Below are 15,878 nucleotides of genomic sequence, written 5' to 3' on the forward strand. Positions count from 1 at the left end.
TCAGGTAGTTCAGGTTGAAGGTCGCGGCCTCGTTGGCGTTGCCGCTCGACACCACCAGTCCGCCGGTCGGCGTCTGGACGCCATAGCCGACGACGCTTCCCGTGGGAGCGGTCGATTGGCCGGCGACTTTCAGCAGCAGCTTTTGTCCCGCGACCACAGGCAGGGTCATTCGCATGACTTGGCCGTGGCGTGGAATCGTCACGGTCTGCGGCTGGTCGAGGCTCAAGGTTCCGGAGAGTTCGCGGCTGAGGGTCGCGGTGGTGCTGAAGGGGTTGTAGCGGTCGGGGTCCTGCCAGTACGGCTCCAGGGCGACCAGATAACGGCCGGCCGCGAGGTCCTTCAGACGCATGCTGCAGGGACCTTGCATGACGCAGTAACCCTCGCGCGTGGGGCCGTCGGCCAGCGGAACCACGAAGATCCTGTAGTCGCCCGAAGAGCCGTCGAGCTGGAACTCGCTCAAGCCCAGGTCGAGGTATTCGCCCTGCGCCGCATCGAAGGTGAAATACAGCGACTGACCGTGAAGCTGAGTGGCGAAGTTGACCGGATCGCCGTCGGCGACGATATGGCCGCTTTCTCCGAGCACGAGTTCGATCTTGCCGCTCAACTGCATCGCCTTGGATGGATCGACGAACAGCATGTATTCGCCGGTCACCGCAAGCGCGTCCAGGTTGAAGGTGTAACCCTTTTGCGACCTGCCGGTGCGCTGACTGCCATCGGGCAGATACAAGGTGTAATCGACATCCCCGAACGCCGGCACGGTCGCGACATTGGAGATCGTCAGTGCCAGGTTCTGTCCGGCCACCGCATTGAAACGGTAGCGGCCATTGAGGCCCGGGCGGTTCAAGGAGATCGTGGTCGTGGCGTTCGCGCCCACGCTGCCTTCCAGGTCCGAGCTCAGTGTCGCGAGCAGCGAGCGGGCCGGCGGCGGTGGAGCGCTATCGGAAATCCGGACCGTGTAGATGCCCGCATCCAGGTTCTTGAAGTTCATGCTGCAGCCCGGCGGTGCGCACGACTGCGAATGCAGTTGAGTACCATCCGGCCGGTAAGCATTGAGCAAGGCCGCACGCGATGTCGAGCCGCTCAATTCCGAAATGCCGAGGCCCAGGTTGGCGCCCTGTTGCGCTTCGAAACTCAGGTGGATTTCCTGGCCCGCGGCCTGGGTCGACAGCGGCACGGAATCGCCGTCGACCGTCAATACACCGGTCTTGGGTGTGTGCAGGATCAGTTGCGCGCTGGCGGTTTCGCCTTCGGTGGGGTCGATTCTGATCGTATAGGCGCCTGCGGCGAGACCTGGCAGAAAGAGCGATTGGTCGGCATCGACCGAACGCTGCAGGATCAGGCTGCCATCGGGCTTGTAGACGCTGTAGGCGACGCTGCGGCCAACCGGCTGGGTCGCGTGTTGGTAAACGCCCAAGGCCACGTCCTGTGCCTGGGGCAGGTTGAAGCCGAGCAGGGCGTCCTGGCCAGGGCGGGTAATGGCAAGGGCGAATGGAGCTTCCCCGAGCAGCGACCCGGTGAGCTGGGTACTGGCGGTCGCGCGCAGGCTCAGTTTCTGCTGGCCCAGCGGTTCGACGACGATGCTGTAGTTGCCGCTGGCGAGATTCGTCAGGTTGAGGTCGCAACCGCCCAGCGAAAGGCTGCACTCTTCCGTATGCACGCTGGCGCCGCCGCTGGACAGGACATTGACCTTGACGCGGCCGTTGCCGAGGTCCGGGGCCGACAGTTCGCTGAAGCCGAGGCCGATATTGCCGGTCTGCGGGTTCGACATGCGGAAGTAGAAATTCTGTCCGGCGTTCTGTGCCGCGGCGTCGATGCTGTTGCCATCGAGCGCAAGGCTTTCATTGACGCCGTTCGCCAGCCACAGGTCCATCGACACCGTGGCACCGAGTTCGGTGTCGATCAACACCGAATAGCGTCCGGTCGCCGGCAGGCTGGGCAGATTGAGGGTAGCCGCCGGCGAGCGCGAGCTGTTGGTTTTCAAGGCGATTCCGTCGGGCCGGTACACGGTGATCGCGACCGCCCGGTTGGCCGGGGCGCTGAGCAACTGCGAATACGCCAGTGCCACGGTTTGCCCGGCGCTGGCATCGAACCACAGACGCGCATTCTGACCACGACGATCCAACGCGAACGGCGTCGGGGTCGAAGGCAGGGGACCTGTTTTGTCGTTGCTCAAGGTCGCGGTGACCGAGACCGGGGCCGTGGCCGAATACGAGCCGAGCCGGATGTTGTGCATGCCGGCCGCCAGGCCGCTGAGATTGAAGTCGCAACCACCGTTGGCGACGAAACAATTGCCCAGCGTGCTTTGGCTGCCATCGGGCTTGGTCAGCACTGCGATCGCCGGGTCTCCCGCTGGCGCACCGGTAAGGGCCAGGTTGCTGAAGCCCAAGCCCAGCTTGGTGCCCGCGGTGACGTAGAAATCGACCGCCGCCGATTTGCCTTCGGTCGGCGAGGCCAGGTCCATCGAATCGCCGTCGGCGACCAGCACGTCGCTGAAGCCCTGGGTCAGGGTGAGCTGGACGTTCGCGGTTTCGCCATAGAGCGGGTCGACCAGGACGGTGTAGCGTCCGGTGCTCGGCAGCACGAGGTTGATCGCGGCGGTCGCCGCGGAGATCACGCTGGTCTTGATGGCCGTGCCGGCCGGGTTGTAGACGACGTAGCTGATGTCGCGACCGGCCGGCAGCGTGGCTTGCCCGGCGATGCGCAGGCTGACTTGCTGATTGGCGCTGCCGTTGAACACCGGACGGCCGTTCTGGCCGCGATAGCTCAGGCTCAGCGGATAGGCGGCGCCGGGCTGAAGCAGCGTTCCCGCGTCGCGACTCAGCGTGGCCTTGAACTTGATCGTTGCGGTACTCGAGGTCGGACGCGCGCTCAATACATAGCTGCCCGTGCCGAGTTTGGCCAGGTTGAGCGCGCATCCCGCGTATTGAGCCGTGCAGTTGGTGCTGACCACGGTGCTGCCGCTGCGGGTGACTTTCACGGTCGCCGAGGTGCCTGCGCTCAAGTTCAGCTCGCTGACGCCCAGGCCGTAGTCGCCGGTTTGCGAGATCGTGAACGGCACGGTGATCTCTTGCCCCGGCGTCTGCGACTCGACGTCCACCGGGTTGCCGTCGGGTGCGAGCGTGCCGCTGACCGATGCCGTCGTCGAAGCGGCCGCCATGCGCGGTGCGGTCGCGGCGGAAGCTGCGGGGTGCGGCGATGGGCGCGGGCCGGCCGTCCCGGTTTCAAAATCGATCAGCGTCGTCGCCAGCGATTTGCCGTTGCGCGCGTGCACGCCGTCGACCAACAGCGAATACGCTGCGTTGGGTTGCATCGGTTGCCGCGGCGTCACGAACAGCAAGCGGCCGGCCTCGGCCGGAGTGACCTGGACGGCGGCGAAGCCGCGCGGGCCGAGCAGGGTGACGCTGGCGGCGTTCAATTCCGCCACGCGCAAGGGTTGGTCGAAGCGCAGCGACAGTCGCGAGTCCGGCGCAACACCCTGAGCCAGGTCCTGCGGGAAAGCCGCCATCAACTTGGGGGCCCGGCCGTTGTCGGTGGCCTGGGCAGAAGCTACGCCGGCGGCCTCGAAGCTCTGCCGAGCCGGGTCGTAGCGTTGATCCCGGGCGATAGGGCGGCCTTGGCCGTCGACGCCGCCGGAAAGACGCACACGGCCGTCGTTCTCGATCCGGCTGCGATGGCCGATGCGCGGCGGAGTCGAGAGCCCCTTCGGCACCGATACCGAAGCGCTGCGTTCGTCCCACAGCTCGGCCTGGGCGATGCCGACGCTGCCCGGGGTCCAACCGCCGGTGAGCAGCAGGCGGCCGTCGCTGAGTACGGTGGCGGCATGGCCGGCACGCGGCAGCAGCTTGAGCGGGCCGCTGCTGCTCAAGCTGCGCGATGCCGGGTCGAACCACAGACCGCCTTGATGTACATGACCCTTGCCGTCGACGCCGCCCCAGATCAATACCCGTCCGCTCGGCAGCAGGCTCAGGCTGGCCCAGCGGCGCGGCGAGGAAAGCGGCCAGCGACGCAGGGCTGCGCCGCCTTCGCGGTCCTCCATCAAGACCAATGCGGCGCCGCTGCGCTCAAGCACCAGCCAGCGGCCGTCCGGCAATTGCGCGCGGCCTTCGCGCGCATCGGCCGCCAAGCGGTGAGCGAGCGTTTGCGGCAGTGGCTCCGAAGCGGCCCCGGCGCTGCTCGACAGCAGGGCCGACGATCCCATCGTCAGGGTCAGGGCCAAGGCCGCTGCGCTCCAACGCCAATTCCTGCGAACTTCCTGTTGCTTGGGCCTCATGGCGGGTTCCTTGTGTAGAGACGTTTCGATGGAGGCGGGCAGCCACCTTGGCGATGACGCACGAGCGAACCGAGACGGAACACGGTCGGTCCGAATGCGTGCGTGCATGTCGCGGGTGCTCTCCCCAGAGCGACCCCGGAGAAAACGGGGCCTTGAACTAATGACGGATGGATGGCGGCCGGCATGGGTTCGGATGCCAAGCGAAGCTCGCTGTGCACCGACCGAGCGACGGGTCGCGCCGCTATTTAACCCGAAGCCCGGGCGCGACGGTAGACGGGTGAATGTGCTTCATCCTCGCCGTGGCGTTCAGTTTGAAACGCTTGCGTCGCAATGCCTGAGACCTTGTCTTGTCAAGCTGCAGGGCAGCACGGAGTCCTGCGTTTCTGTCATCAACTTGCATAGATCTTGAATCCAAGATCAGCAACCCGCGGCGCTTCTGCAAATCGCTAATTCCTTCTTCACCTTTTTTTATCGGGCCGATCGACACCATGCGCCGGCTTGCAGCAAATACAGCAAAGGCACTGATGAAAATGCGCGTAGACGTATTCGTGGTGGGTGAGGACGAGGGTTATGTGGTCGCACCTGCCGACAGCTGGTTGCCGCTGGACGAAATGAAGGCCCTCGGCGCCTTGCGCTTCGGTTGGACCATCGACACCTCGATGGCGATGCCGAAGCTGGACTGGCATACGATCGCCAAGGACATCGATGCGCGCGGCTACAGCATCGTCGCCTCGCACGACGTCGGCGGTCTGCTGGCCATCCCGCAGCAGAATCTGCGCGCGATCTATCCCGAACACCACCAGCCCTTCGCGGCCTGAGCTCTCGGCGCCGCGGGGTCTCCTGCGGGCGGTCTTCGGGCGCGTTCGGCGAAGCGAACGCTGGCTCGATCGATTCAGGTGGGGCGGCGAGGCTCCGGCGCCGTTTGGAGCGGCGCGCCTTTGGTTCTGTCGGCTCATCGATCCTCGGCGAAGCCGCGGACCGTGTCGCTTGCCTCGGCGGATCAATGAGTTGCGCGGCCAATCTCGCAGCATGCGACTGCGAGCGGCTACAGTGCGGCTTCGTGCCGCATCGTTGTCAATCGCCACCCATGTCGAATATGTCCAAATCGCCCGGCAAGTCCGCCGCCAAGGCCGCCCGCACCGCCTACGTCTGTTCGGAGTGCGGCGCCGACTACAACAAATGGCAGGGGCAGTGCGGCGAATGCGGCGGCTGGAACACCCTAAGCGAGTTCATCGTCGAACCGGCGGCCAAGGCCGGCGCGGGCGGCGGCGTGGCCGCCAGCCGCCGTTCGAGTTGGGCCGGACGCGTCGATGCGCCCGCGGTGACCGCCTTGAAGGACGTGCGCCATAGCGAGGAATCGCGGGTCAGCACCGGCATCGGCGAGTTCGACCGCGTTCTCGGCGGCGGCCTGGTGCACGGCGCGGTCGTGCTGGTCGGCGGCGACCCCGGCATCGGCAAGTCGACCCTGTTGCTGCAGGCGATCACGCGCATGGCCCAGACCCTGCCGGGTTTGTATGTCACCGGCGAAGAATCGCTGTCGCAAGTCGCCGGCCGGGCCGCGCGCCTCGGCCTGCCGCTCGACGGCGTGCATGCGCTGGCCGAGACCGGCGTGGAGCGCATTCTCGAACACGCCGCCGCGACCAAGCCGGCGCTGATCGTTGCCGACTCGGTGCAGACCCTGTGGACCGAACAACTCGGCGCTGCGCCGGGATCGGTCAGCCAGGTCCGCGAAAGCGCGGCACGCCTGGTGCGCTACGCCAAGGAAACCGGCACCGCGGTGTTCCTGGTCGGCCACGTGACCAAGGAGGGCGGCATCGCCGGCCCGCGCGTGCTCGAACACATGGTCGATGCGGTGCTGTATTTCGAAGGCGAGAGCGGCAGCCGTTTCCGCGTGCTGCGCGCATTCAAGAACCGCTTCGGCGCGGTCAACGAGCTCGGCGTGTTCGCGATGAGCGACAAGGGCCTGCGCGAAGTGCCGAACCCTTCGGCGATCTTCCTGTCGGGCAGCCGCAGCCCGCAGCCGGGCAGCTGCGTGATGGTGACGCGCGAAGGCACCCGGCCGCTGCTGGTCGAAGTGCAGGCCCTGGTCGATTCCTCGCCCTTGTCGAATCCGCGCCGGGTCGCGGTCGGCATGGAGCAGAACCGTCTGGCGATGCTGCTCGCTGTGCTGCATCGCCACGGCGGCATTTCGGTCGGCGACCAGGACGTGTTCGTCAACGTGGTCGGCGGCATCCGGGTGCAGGAAACCGCGGCCGACCTGCCGGTGCTGCTGGCGGTGCTGTCCTCGCTGCGCGATCAGCCCTTGGCCGAGCACACCGTCGCCTTCGGCGAAGTCGGCCTGTCCGGCGAGATCCGCCCGGTGCCGAACGGCGAGGACCGTCTCAAGGAAGCCGCGACCCACGGCTTCAAACGCGCCATCGTGGCCAAGGGCAACGCCCCGCGCGGCGGCCGCATCGGCGAGATGGAAGTGATCGCGGTCGAACGCTTGTCCGAGGCCTTGGACGCGGCGTGAGCGGCAGCGAGCGCGAACTCGGCAAACCCGGCGGGTTCGCCCGCTGGATTTCGATCGTCCTGCATCCGTTCGCGGTGTTCATCGCCTTGACGATGGTCAGCGTGCGGGTGCTCGCGCCGCAGGCGTTCTGGTCGGCGGTGTGCGGGGTCGCGGTGGCGGTGTCGGTGAGCTGGGCTTTCGTGGTCCAGCGTCGCCGGAGCGGGCAGTGGTCGACCGTGGATGCCTCGCATCGCAGCGAGCGGCCGCTGCTGTATGCGGTGTTGCTCGCGGTGCTGGCGATCTGTTGGTGGTGGATGCGCGAACGCGCGGCACCGATGGGGCAGGGGATACTCGCGGTCGCGGCGATGCTGGTCGCAGCGGCCTTGCTCAATCGCTGGATCAAACTGTCCCTGCACATGGCGAGCCTGGCGTTCGCCGGGGTGTCGCTGTTTTCGCTGCGGCCGACGCTGGCAACCGTTGCGCTGTTGCTGCTGCCGTTGTTGGCGTGGTCGCGCCTGAAACTGGCGCGACACACCCTGGCCGAAGTGATCGGCGGAACGCTGCTCGGCGCAGCGTTCGCCTGCGGCCTGCAGGTCCTCGCCGGCTAAGCCGGTGGAGGCCGGGCCGGCGAGGTAAGTCGAACCGCGCCGGCCTCAGGCCGCCGGCTTGGCCGCCTTGCCGTGCGCATTGATCAGTTCGACCAGCTTGGCTTCGTCGTAGCCCTGCAAGCTCTGGTCGCCGATGTACAAGGTCGGCACGCTCTTGATCTTCAGGCCGTCGGCCTCGACCTTGGCATCCTTGTCCTGGTCGATGATGCGTTCGACGAACTTGACGTTCTGTTTCTCGAGCACGGCGCGCGCCTGTTTGCAGAAGGGGCAGGTCGACAACGAATACATCACCACCTCGCCGCCGGCGTTGGCGTAGACCGACGAGTAATCGCCCTGGGTCACCACCGCACCGCCGCCGCCTCCGCCGTTGCCGAGCAGGCCGCTGTTGCGGACCAGGTAGCCGGCACCAACGCCGAGGCCGAGCGCCAGCGCCACGACCAGGATCGTCGTCAGGATCGATTTGAAGTTCATTCCATGTCCTCGTAGAGCCGGAGCGTGCGCGGGCCGGCGGTGGCTGTGATGGGGTGATCGCGCAGGCCAGCGAGCGCGGCCGCTGCAGGGCGGATGCGTTCGCCGACAGGCGATGGGGGTATGCGGGTAGCGGCCAGTACGGCGATCCGGGCGGGTGCCGGGCTTCGGGAGCGGTGTAACGGAAGCGATGCGGCCTGCGGAGATAAGCCGGTGGAGGGCGTCAACGTCACTGTTGCTCCTGGTCCGTCACTGGACGCTCGGAGTTATAGCACCGTCGCGATCCGGCGCGATGGCCCGGCCGCTCTGCCGATGTGATCGGCGTTGCTAAACACCGCTCCGGTCGCCAGTTGGAGCGTTCGGCGCGTTCGTGGCGAACGTTCCGACTGCCGCGCCCGGTGCGCCGAAGACGGTCTTCGCTGCGATGCATCACGATCTTGCGCATCGAACGCGGCCGGCAGGCGTGTTGGCGCCTGCCGGCCGCGCGAGCGGCTCAGGGGATCGGGCAACCGCAGGAAATGCCGCAGCTGCGCCAGGTGATCTGGCAATTTTGCGCGGGGTAGCCGGCGTCGATGCAGTAATCGAACTCCGCCTGGCAAGCATCCCAACAGCTCTGGCAACCGCCGGAGCCGATGGCGCTCAACGAAAACGCCATGCCGAAACAGAACGCGCAGATGGCGAACAGCTTGGTGGTCGTGCGCTTCAACATCAGTCCTCTCCTTGAGCCCGTCATGGGCGATGAGGCCGCGATCGCGGCCGTTCCTGGACGCTCCACGAGAACAGGCGGCGTTGCGTCCCCGGCGCCGCGCGTGCAACGGATCCGCCGTCGCCTGGCGAGGATGCCGAATCGGCGCGGCGCGCGCCGGGCAACTGTCAAAACAGACGGTCGTCGCCCGTAGCCAAACGTAGCGTGGCAGCCGCGACGGTCAACGAAAGCACCTGTTTTCCGCAGTTCTTCCTGGAACGGCGATGGCCGTCGAGAATTCGCGATCCCGCTGCGGCGCAGCAGAAATTTGTGATCGCCGCTCAGGAATATGAACATGCGATGGCACAAATTCGACGCTTCGTCGTGACATGGAGCGTGCGATGGCGCTGCGTATCCTGTTCCTGTGCACCGCGTACAACGGCCTTGCGCAGCGCGCCTGGGTCGAGCTGACCGATCTCGGCCATGAGGTCAGCGTGCAAGTCGCCGCCGATGCCGACACGATGCGTGCCGCGGTCGCGCGCGAGCGGCCGCAGCTGATCGTCGCGCCGATGCTCAAGTCGGCGATTCCCGACGACATCTGGACCCACCACACCTGCCTGATTGTCCACCCCGGCATCGTCGGCGACCGTGGGCCGTCCTCGCTGGACTGGGCGATCCTCGACGGCGAACACGACTGGGGGGTAACGGTGTTGCAGGCGGCGGCCGAGATGGACGCCGGCGACATCTGGGCCAGCGCCGGCTTCGCCATGCGCGGCGCGTCCAAGAGCCAGCTGTATCGGCACGAAGTCACCGATGCCGCGATCCGTGCTTTGCTGCAGGCGGTGGAACGCTACGCCGAGGGCGGCTATCGCCCGCAGCCGCTCGACTACGGTAGGGCCGAGGTGCGCGGACGCCTGCGCGCCTCGATGCGCCCCTCCGAACGATCGATCGACTGGCAGCTCGACACCGCGTCGGTGCTGGCGCGCGTGCGCTGCGCCGACAGCTATCCGGGCGCGCGCGCCGAACTGGCCGGACTGCGTTGCCAAGTGTTCGGCGCCCACCCCGAGCGCGCCTTGCGCGGCCGTCCGGGCGAGCTGCTCGGATGGCGCGAAGGCGCGGTCTGTGTGGCGACCGGCGACGGCGCGGTCTGGCTCAGCCATCTGCGCGAGAAGGACGGAATCAAGCTGCCGGCGACCCAGGTGCTCGGCGAGCGGCGCATGCAGGGGGTGATCGAGCGAGCGTCGAGGCCGGCCATGTCGGTCGCCGGGCGGCGCGACCACGGCTACCGGCAGATCCGTTACCGCGAAGTCGGCGCCATCGGCTACCTGCATTTCGACTTCTACAACGGCGCGATGTCGACCGCGCAATGCGATCGGTTACGCACCGCTTTCCTGCAGGCGCGGCAGCGTCCGACCCGGGCGATCGTGTTGATGGGCGGCGCCGACCTGTGGTCGAACGGCATCCACCTCAACACCATTCAGGCCTCGAACGATCCGGCGCTGGAGTCGTGGCGCAACATCCTGGCGATGAACGCTCTGGTGCGCGAGATTGTGCTGACCGACAGCCACCTGGTGATCTCGGCGATGCAGGGCAATGCCGGTGCCGGCGGGGTGATCCTGGCCTTGGCTGCGGACCAGGTGTGGGCGCGGCGTGGCGTGGTGATGAATCCGCACTACAAGAGCATGGGCGGGCTATACGGCTCGGAGTATTGGACCTATCTGTTGCCGCGTCGGGTCGGCGACACCTTGGCCCAGGAGCTGACCGAGGGCCTGCGTCCCATCGGCGCCGCCGGTGCCGAGCGCATCGGCCTGATCGACGCCGCGTTCGGTTCGAGTGCAGCCGATTTCGTCGCCCATGTCGAACAGCGCGCGGAGCGCGCGGCCGATCCGGCGAGTTGCCGCAAGGCCTTGGCGCTCAAGCGTCGCCGCCGCGCCGCCGACGAACGCCGCAAGCCGCTGGAAAGTTACGGTGCCGAAGAGCTCGCGCACATGTACCGCAATTTCTTCGGCGCCGATCGCAGCTACCACGAGGCGCGGCAGCGTTTCGTATTGAAGTGCGCGGCGGAGGTTTGCGAGGCGGCGCCGGTGGCGCAGCCCACGGTGCGGGTGCCGGCCTGAGCCCGGCATCGATACGGCTGCGGCCGTGAGGGAACAAGACGCGAAACGCGACAGGCCGGACGAACCCGGCCTGTCGTTGATAGCATCCGCTGCGGCGTTACCAGTGCGGCAAGGTGCTGGATCGTGGGGTGGAGCGATTCGCCGCGATCAATGTCCGCCGGCTGCGGCCGCGCCGCCGCCGAGCTTGGCGGTGAACGGCGGCTTGGCGAACCAGACGATGACGATCACCGCCAGGAACAGGATGCCGAGCAGGTGGAAGATCTCGTTGAAGCCGATCTGGGCGGCCTGCTGCGAAATCATCTGGTTCAGGCTGACCGCGCCGCGTTGCAGGTCGCCGCGGCCGAGCGTATCGACGGTCTGCAGCACCGCCGGGTCGTAGGCGCCGATGTGCTCGGTGAGTTGTGCATGGTGGATAGTGCTGCGCTGGTTCCAGCCCCAGGTGGTCAACGAGGCGGCGAAGCTGCCGCCGAGGGTGCGCACGAAGGTGGCCAGGCCCGAGCCCGCGGCGATCTCGTGCGGCTCCAGGTCCGACAACAGGATCGTCAGCACCGGCATGAAGAACAGTGCCACGCCCAGGCCTTGCCACAGCTGCACCATCGCGACGTGGTTGAAGTCGACGTCGAGGTTGAAGCCTGAGCGGATGAAGCTGGTGAAGGCCATCGCGATGAAGGCGAAGCTGGCGACCATGCGCAGATCGAAGCGGGTCGCGTACAGGCCGACGAAAGGCGTCAGCAACACAGGCAGGATGCCGATCGGCGCGGTGGCGAAACCGGCCCAGATCGGGGTATAGCCCAGGTTGCGCTGCAGCCACAGCGGCACCAGCAGGCCGACCGCGAAGAACGCCGAGTAGGCCAGCACCATCGCCGCGGTGCCGGCGGCGAAGTTGCGATGGCGGAACAGGCGCAGGTTGACGATCGGGTCGCGCTCGGTCAGCTCCCAGATCACGAACACGGTCAGCGCGATCACCGAGACGATCGCCAGGATCACGATCTTGGTCGAGTTGAACCAGTCTTCGTCGTTGCCCAGGTCGAGCAGGACCTGCAGCGCGCCCACGCCGACGATCAGGGTCATCAGCCCCATGTAGTCCATCTTCGGGCGTTCGAGTTTCTCCGGGCGGCCGCGCAACTGGCTGCCGACCACCAGGCTGGCGAAGATGCCGATGGGAATGTTGATGAAGAAGATCCATTCCCAGCTGTAGTTGTCGGTGATCCAACCGCCCAGGATAGGGCCGGCGATCGGCGCCACCACCGTGACCATCGCCAGCAGCGCGATCGCTTGCCCGCGTTTGTGCGGTGGGTAGATCGAGATCAGCAGCGCCTGGGTCACCGGATACATCGGGCCGGCGACGAAGCCCTGCAGGGCGCGCGCGGTGACCAGCAGGCCCATGCTGCTGGCCAGGCCGCACAGCAGGGACGCGACCACGAACGCCAGCGTCGCCCACATGAACAATTTGCGCTCGCCGAAGCGGCGGGTGAAGAAACCGGTCAGCGGCAGGGCGATCGCATTGCTGACCGCGAACGAGGTGATGACCCAGGTCGCCTGGCTGCTGCTGCCGCCGAGGTTGCCGGCGATGGTCGGCAACGAGACGTTGGCGATGGTGATGTCGAGCACCTGCATGAACGACGCCAGGGCCAGGCCCAGCGTGGTCAGCGCGATGTTCGGCGGGCGGAAGCCCGCTTGCGTGGGCGCTGCGGGGGCGGCGCCGGCATTGGCCGTGGTGGCGGACATGGATCTGCCTGTCTGTTCGGTTGGGCCGCGCGGGCGCGGGACCAAAAGCGGGAACCAAAGCGTCCGATTCCCGCCATTCCGGCGTGTGCCGGAATGGCGGTCTCAGAGCTCGCGGCGCATCGCCGGGGGAGGGGACGAAGCGGCGCCGATGGCGCGGCTGCTTCGATGCGATGCGTCGCGACAGACGAAGAACGACGTGGGGGAGGCGCTTCGTCTTTGCTGCGGGGTAGTTGCGTGACCGGATCGCGCCTGAGATGCGGATCCGGTCGCGCGTTCGTCAACCGTGCTGCGTGCCGGGCAAATTCTCGCGGACGATGTTCGCGATCACCGCATCGGCTTCGGACAGCTGCTTGGCATAGGCTTGCGTGCTCAGCAGCGGCTTTGCCGGCGGCGCGGCGGCGAGCACGGCGCCGCCGCGTTCGCGGATGCCGACGTCGACGTGCATGCTCAGGCCCAGGCGCAACGGGTGTTCGACGAGTTGCTTGGGCTCGACTTCGATGCGCACCGGCACGCGTTGGATGATCTTGATCCAGTTGCCGCTGGCGTTCTGCGCCGGCAACAGCGAGAAAGCGCTGCCGGTGCCCATGCCGAGGCTGACCAGCTTGCCCTGGTAGGTCACGTCGCTGCCGTACAGGTCCGAGTGCAGTTCGACCGGCTGGCCGATGCGCATGTCGGCGAGCTGGGTTTCCTTGAAGTTGGCTTCGATCCAGACCTGCTCCAGCGGCACGATCGTCATCAAGGCGGTGCCGGGCTGGACGCGTTGGCCGAGCTGCACGCTGCGCTTGGCGACGTAGCCGTCGACCGGGGCAAGGATCGCCGCGCGCTGCAGGTTCAGATAGGCCTGGCGCAATTGCGCGGCGGCCGCGGCGACCTGCGGCTGCTTGGCGACGGTGGTGGCGTCGACCAAGGCGCGATTGCGCGCCAGCGAACCGCGCGAAGACGACAGCGCCGCTTCGGCCGCGGCGAGTTCGTCGCGGGCGTGGGCGAGCTCTTCGGCCGAGACCGCGCCGCCGGCGACCAGGCCTTCGCGGCGCTTCACGTCGGCACGCGCCTTCTGCACCGCGACTTGGCGTGCCGACAGATCGGCTTGGCCGGCATCGACGGCGCTGAACAGACCGCGCACTTGGCGCACGGTGTTGGCGAGGTTGGCGGTGGCCTGGTCGTAGGCGACCTGGGCGTCGTTCGGATCGAGCTGGACCAGCACTTGGCCGGCGCTCACCTTCATGCCGTCGTCGGCGCCGATGCTGACCACGGTGCCCAGGGTCTGCGGGGTGATGCTGACGACGTTGCCCTGTACGTAGGCGTCGTCGGTGTCCTGATGCCAACGCAGCACCAGCATGTAGTACAGGCCCCAGGCTATCGCGGCGACCGCGACTACGCTGAGCAGGATCAACAGCGCCTTGCGGCGCTTGCCGTTGGACGGCGGGGCGGCGGCTGCGGCCGCGGCTTGCGGATTGATTTCGGTGGTCATGGCGTGGAGGCCTTGGCGATAACGCTGGAATCGGAAATGACGACGGGGTGCTTCGCGGCGACCGGGTCGGGCGCGCGCAGTTCGAGACCGCCGCCGAGCGCGCGGTCGAGGTCGATCGCCGCGGCCAGGCGTTGTGCGCGCAAACCGGCGAGCTGTTGGTCGAGCTGCAGCAGCGGGCGCTGCGCCGACAGCACGTCGAGCTGCGTGCCCAGGCCGGCGCGGTAGCGGGTGCTGGCGATCTGCCAGGCCTGTTGCGCGGCGTCGCGCGCCTGCTGCGCCGAAACCAACTGCGTATCGAGCGAACGCGAGGCCTGCAGGGCATCGGCGACTTCGCGCAAGGCCGCGACCAGGTTCTGGTTGTAGTTGGCGACGGCGAGGTCGTACTCGGCATCGCTTTCGGCGAGTTGGTTGCGCAGGCGGCCGCCGTCGAAGATCGGCAGGCTGATGGCCGGGCCGCCCTGGATCAGCACGGCATCGCTGCCGAACAGATCCGACAGGCCGCCCGAGGCCAGCCCGAGCATGGCGCTGAGATTCACGCTCGGATAGAACTCTGCTTTGGCGGCCTTGATCCCGTGCGATGCGGCTTCCACGCGCCAACGCGCGGCGACCACGTCGGGACGATGGCCGAGCAATTCGCTCGAGGTCACCGCCGGCACCGCCGGCGATTTCGCGCTGAGTAGGGACGGGCGCGCGATGTCGAGGCCGCGGTCTGGGCCCTTGCCGAGCAAGGCGGCGATGGCGTTGCGGGTGGCATCGATCTGCTGCTGCGCCGATTGCATCTGCTGATCGGCGGCGGCGCTGGCGCTTTCGGCGTTGCGGATCTGCAGTTGATTGTCGAGACCGGCCTTGACCCGCTGGCGGCCGAGGCCGAGCAGATGCTCGGAGCGTTGCTTCTCGGCCTGGGCGACGTCGAACCCGGCATAAGCCTGCGCCAGCGAGACGTAGGCGCGGGCGATGTTCGACGACAGGGTCAGGCGCGCGGCCTGGGACTCCACTTCGGCGGCGCGGGCCTGGCCGAGTGCGGCATGCCAGCGCGCGCGTTTGCCGCCCCACAGATCGGGGCTGTACTTGAAGCTCAGCGACAGCACTTCCACGCCGCTGTATTTGCCGCCGAGCGGTTCGGGGGCGACCGTCTCGGGCAGTTGCAGGCCGGAATACTGGGCGCTGCCGCCGAGGGTGGCCTTGCGCGCGGCATCGGCGAGGCCGGCCTGGGCGACGGCCTGGCGCACGCGCGCGTCGGCGGCGTCCAGGCCCGGCGTGCCGGCCAGGGCTTCGTCGATCAAGCCATTCAATTGCGCGTCGCCGAGCGAGGTCCACCAGTCGCGCTTGGGGAACGTAGCCTCGGATAGCGACGTCTCGGACCGCGGGGCGCCGGCGAAGCTGCGCTGGGTCGCCAGGTCGTCGGCGTCGAGCGCGCGCCCTTCGGGGACGAGGCCGCGGGTGCTGGCGCAGCCGGCGAGGATCAAGGCCGCGGCGAGCGGCGCGAGCACGAGGAGCAGCCCGCGGCGCGGGCGAGTGTCGATGGGTGACATGGTTCAGGAACCGGAAAGGGAGAGGTTGTCGCGAACCTGTTCGAGCAGACGGTAAAGCTGGTCGCGGTCGTCTTCGCTCAGGCCGGCCATCGCGCGTTCGCGCACGCGTCGGCCGCATTGGTCGATATCGCTCCAGATCGCCGAACCGGCCTCGGTCAGGTGGATGTTGATGGCGCGGCGATCGTCGGGATCGGCGACGCGCGCGACCAGGCCGCGGCTTTCCAGCTTGTCGAGCAGGCGCGTCATCGCCCCGGGATTGAGCTGGGCGGCGCGGGCCAGCTCGGTCACGCCGGCGGTGCCGATCGCGAGTTCCTTGAGGGTGATGAACTGGCTGAAGGTCAGATCGTGGCCGGCCTGCGCCAGCTCGCGTTCCATCTGTGCCCACATCGCGTCGCGGACCTGGCGGAACAGCAGGCCGAGGTTCGAGGTCGAGCAGGGCTGGTTCGGATTGGGGGTGGTCATGGCGCCGAATAATCTGCGCCCAGGCAATAGTTGTCAAGGCAAATAT

At 67.5% G+C, this 15,878-nt stretch carries 11 protein-coding genes; 4 read left to right on the forward strand and 7 right to left on the reverse strand.

The features are described 5' to 3' along the window. The coding region (locus tag EX88_RS0109350) for an Ig-like domain-containing protein (protein ID WP_161786096.1) at positions 1 to 4,270 on the reverse strand (4,270 nt) is incomplete at its 3' end. 524 nt (positions 4,271 to 4,794) lie between these two features. Between EX88_RS0109350 and EX88_RS0109355 the strand changes: the two genes are divergently transcribed. The 3 genes from EX88_RS0109355 (at position 4,795) to EX88_RS0109365 (ending at position 7,369) form a co-directional block, all read left to right on the forward strand. Then, on the forward strand, positions 4,795 to 5,088 hold the full coding sequence (locus EX88_RS0109355) for a hypothetical protein (RefSeq protein WP_031371736.1): 294 nt from the start codon (positions 4,795 to 4,797) through the stop codon (positions 5,086 to 5,088). Positions 5,089 to 5,366: 278 nt separating this feature from the next. Beyond that, a complete protein-coding gene (gene radA / locus EX88_RS0109360; RefSeq protein ID WP_031371737.1) occupies positions 5,367 to 6,782 on the forward strand; it encodes a DNA repair protein RadA in 1,416 nt (471 codons plus the stop codon). Continuing rightward, positions 6,779 to 7,369, forward strand: coding sequence for a hypothetical protein (locus EX88_RS0109365; RefSeq protein WP_051884826.1), 591 nt, complete (start codon positions 6,779 to 6,781; stop codon positions 7,367 to 7,369). Before radA ends, EX88_RS0109365 begins: the two co-directional genes overlap by 4 nt. A gap of 45 nt (positions 7,370 to 7,414) precedes the next feature. Here the strand turns inward: EX88_RS0109365 and EX88_RS24455 are convergent, their stop codons facing one another. After that, the gene (locus EX88_RS24455; protein ID WP_051884828.1) at positions 7,415 to 7,840 is read right to left on the reverse strand and encodes a glutaredoxin family protein; all 426 of its coding nucleotides are present in this window, start codon (positions 7,838 to 7,840) and stop codon (positions 7,415 to 7,417) included. 490 nt (positions 7,841 to 8,330) lie between these two features. Then, the gene (locus EX88_RS25865; RefSeq protein ID WP_152566189.1) at positions 8,331 to 8,879 is read right to left on the reverse strand and encodes a hypothetical protein; all 549 of its coding nucleotides are present in this window, start codon (positions 8,877 to 8,879) and stop codon (positions 8,331 to 8,333) included. Between the two features lie 44 nt (positions 8,880 to 8,923). Here EX88_RS25865 and EX88_RS0109380 point away from each other — a divergent pair, with 44 nt between their 5' ends. Continuing rightward, a complete protein-coding gene (locus tag EX88_RS0109380; RefSeq protein ID WP_200875817.1) occupies positions 8,924 to 10,639 on the forward strand; it encodes a hydrogenase maturation protein in 1,716 nt (571 codons plus the stop codon). A gap of 147 nt (positions 10,640 to 10,786) precedes the next feature. Here the strand turns inward: EX88_RS0109380 and EX88_RS0109385 are convergent, their stop codons facing one another. From EX88_RS0109385 to EX88_RS0109400, 4 genes are all read right to left on the reverse strand, one after another. Next, positions 10,787 to 12,367, reverse strand: a complete 1,581-nt coding sequence (locus EX88_RS0109385; RefSeq protein ID WP_031371742.1) for a DHA2 family efflux MFS transporter permease subunit — start codon at positions 12,365 to 12,367, stop codon at positions 10,787 to 10,789. Between the two features lie 277 nt (positions 12,368 to 12,644). Beyond that, positions 12,645 to 13,838 (reverse strand): efflux RND transporter periplasmic adaptor subunit, encoded by a 1,194-nt coding sequence (locus EX88_RS0109390; protein WP_031371743.1) that lies wholly within the window; start codon positions 13,836 to 13,838, stop codon positions 12,645 to 12,647. Further along, entirely contained in the window at positions 13,835 to 15,370 is a 1,536-nt protein-coding gene (locus tag EX88_RS0109395) for an efflux transporter outer membrane subunit (RefSeq protein ID WP_031371744.1), read from the reverse strand. Before EX88_RS0109395 ends, EX88_RS0109390 begins: the two co-directional genes overlap by 4 nt. Positions 15,371 to 15,373: 3 nt before the next feature. Continuing rightward, complete coding sequence (locus EX88_RS0109400; RefSeq protein WP_031371745.1) at positions 15,374 to 15,832, reverse strand: MarR family winged helix-turn-helix transcriptional regulator; 459 nt, start codon at positions 15,830 to 15,832, stop codon at positions 15,374 to 15,376. Positions 15,833 to 15,878 lie beyond the last annotated feature (46 nt).

The organism is Lysobacter antibioticus (assembly GCF_000731095.1).
Lineage (GTDB): Bacteria > Pseudomonadota > Gammaproteobacteria > Xanthomonadales > Xanthomonadaceae > Lysobacter > Lysobacter antibioticus_B.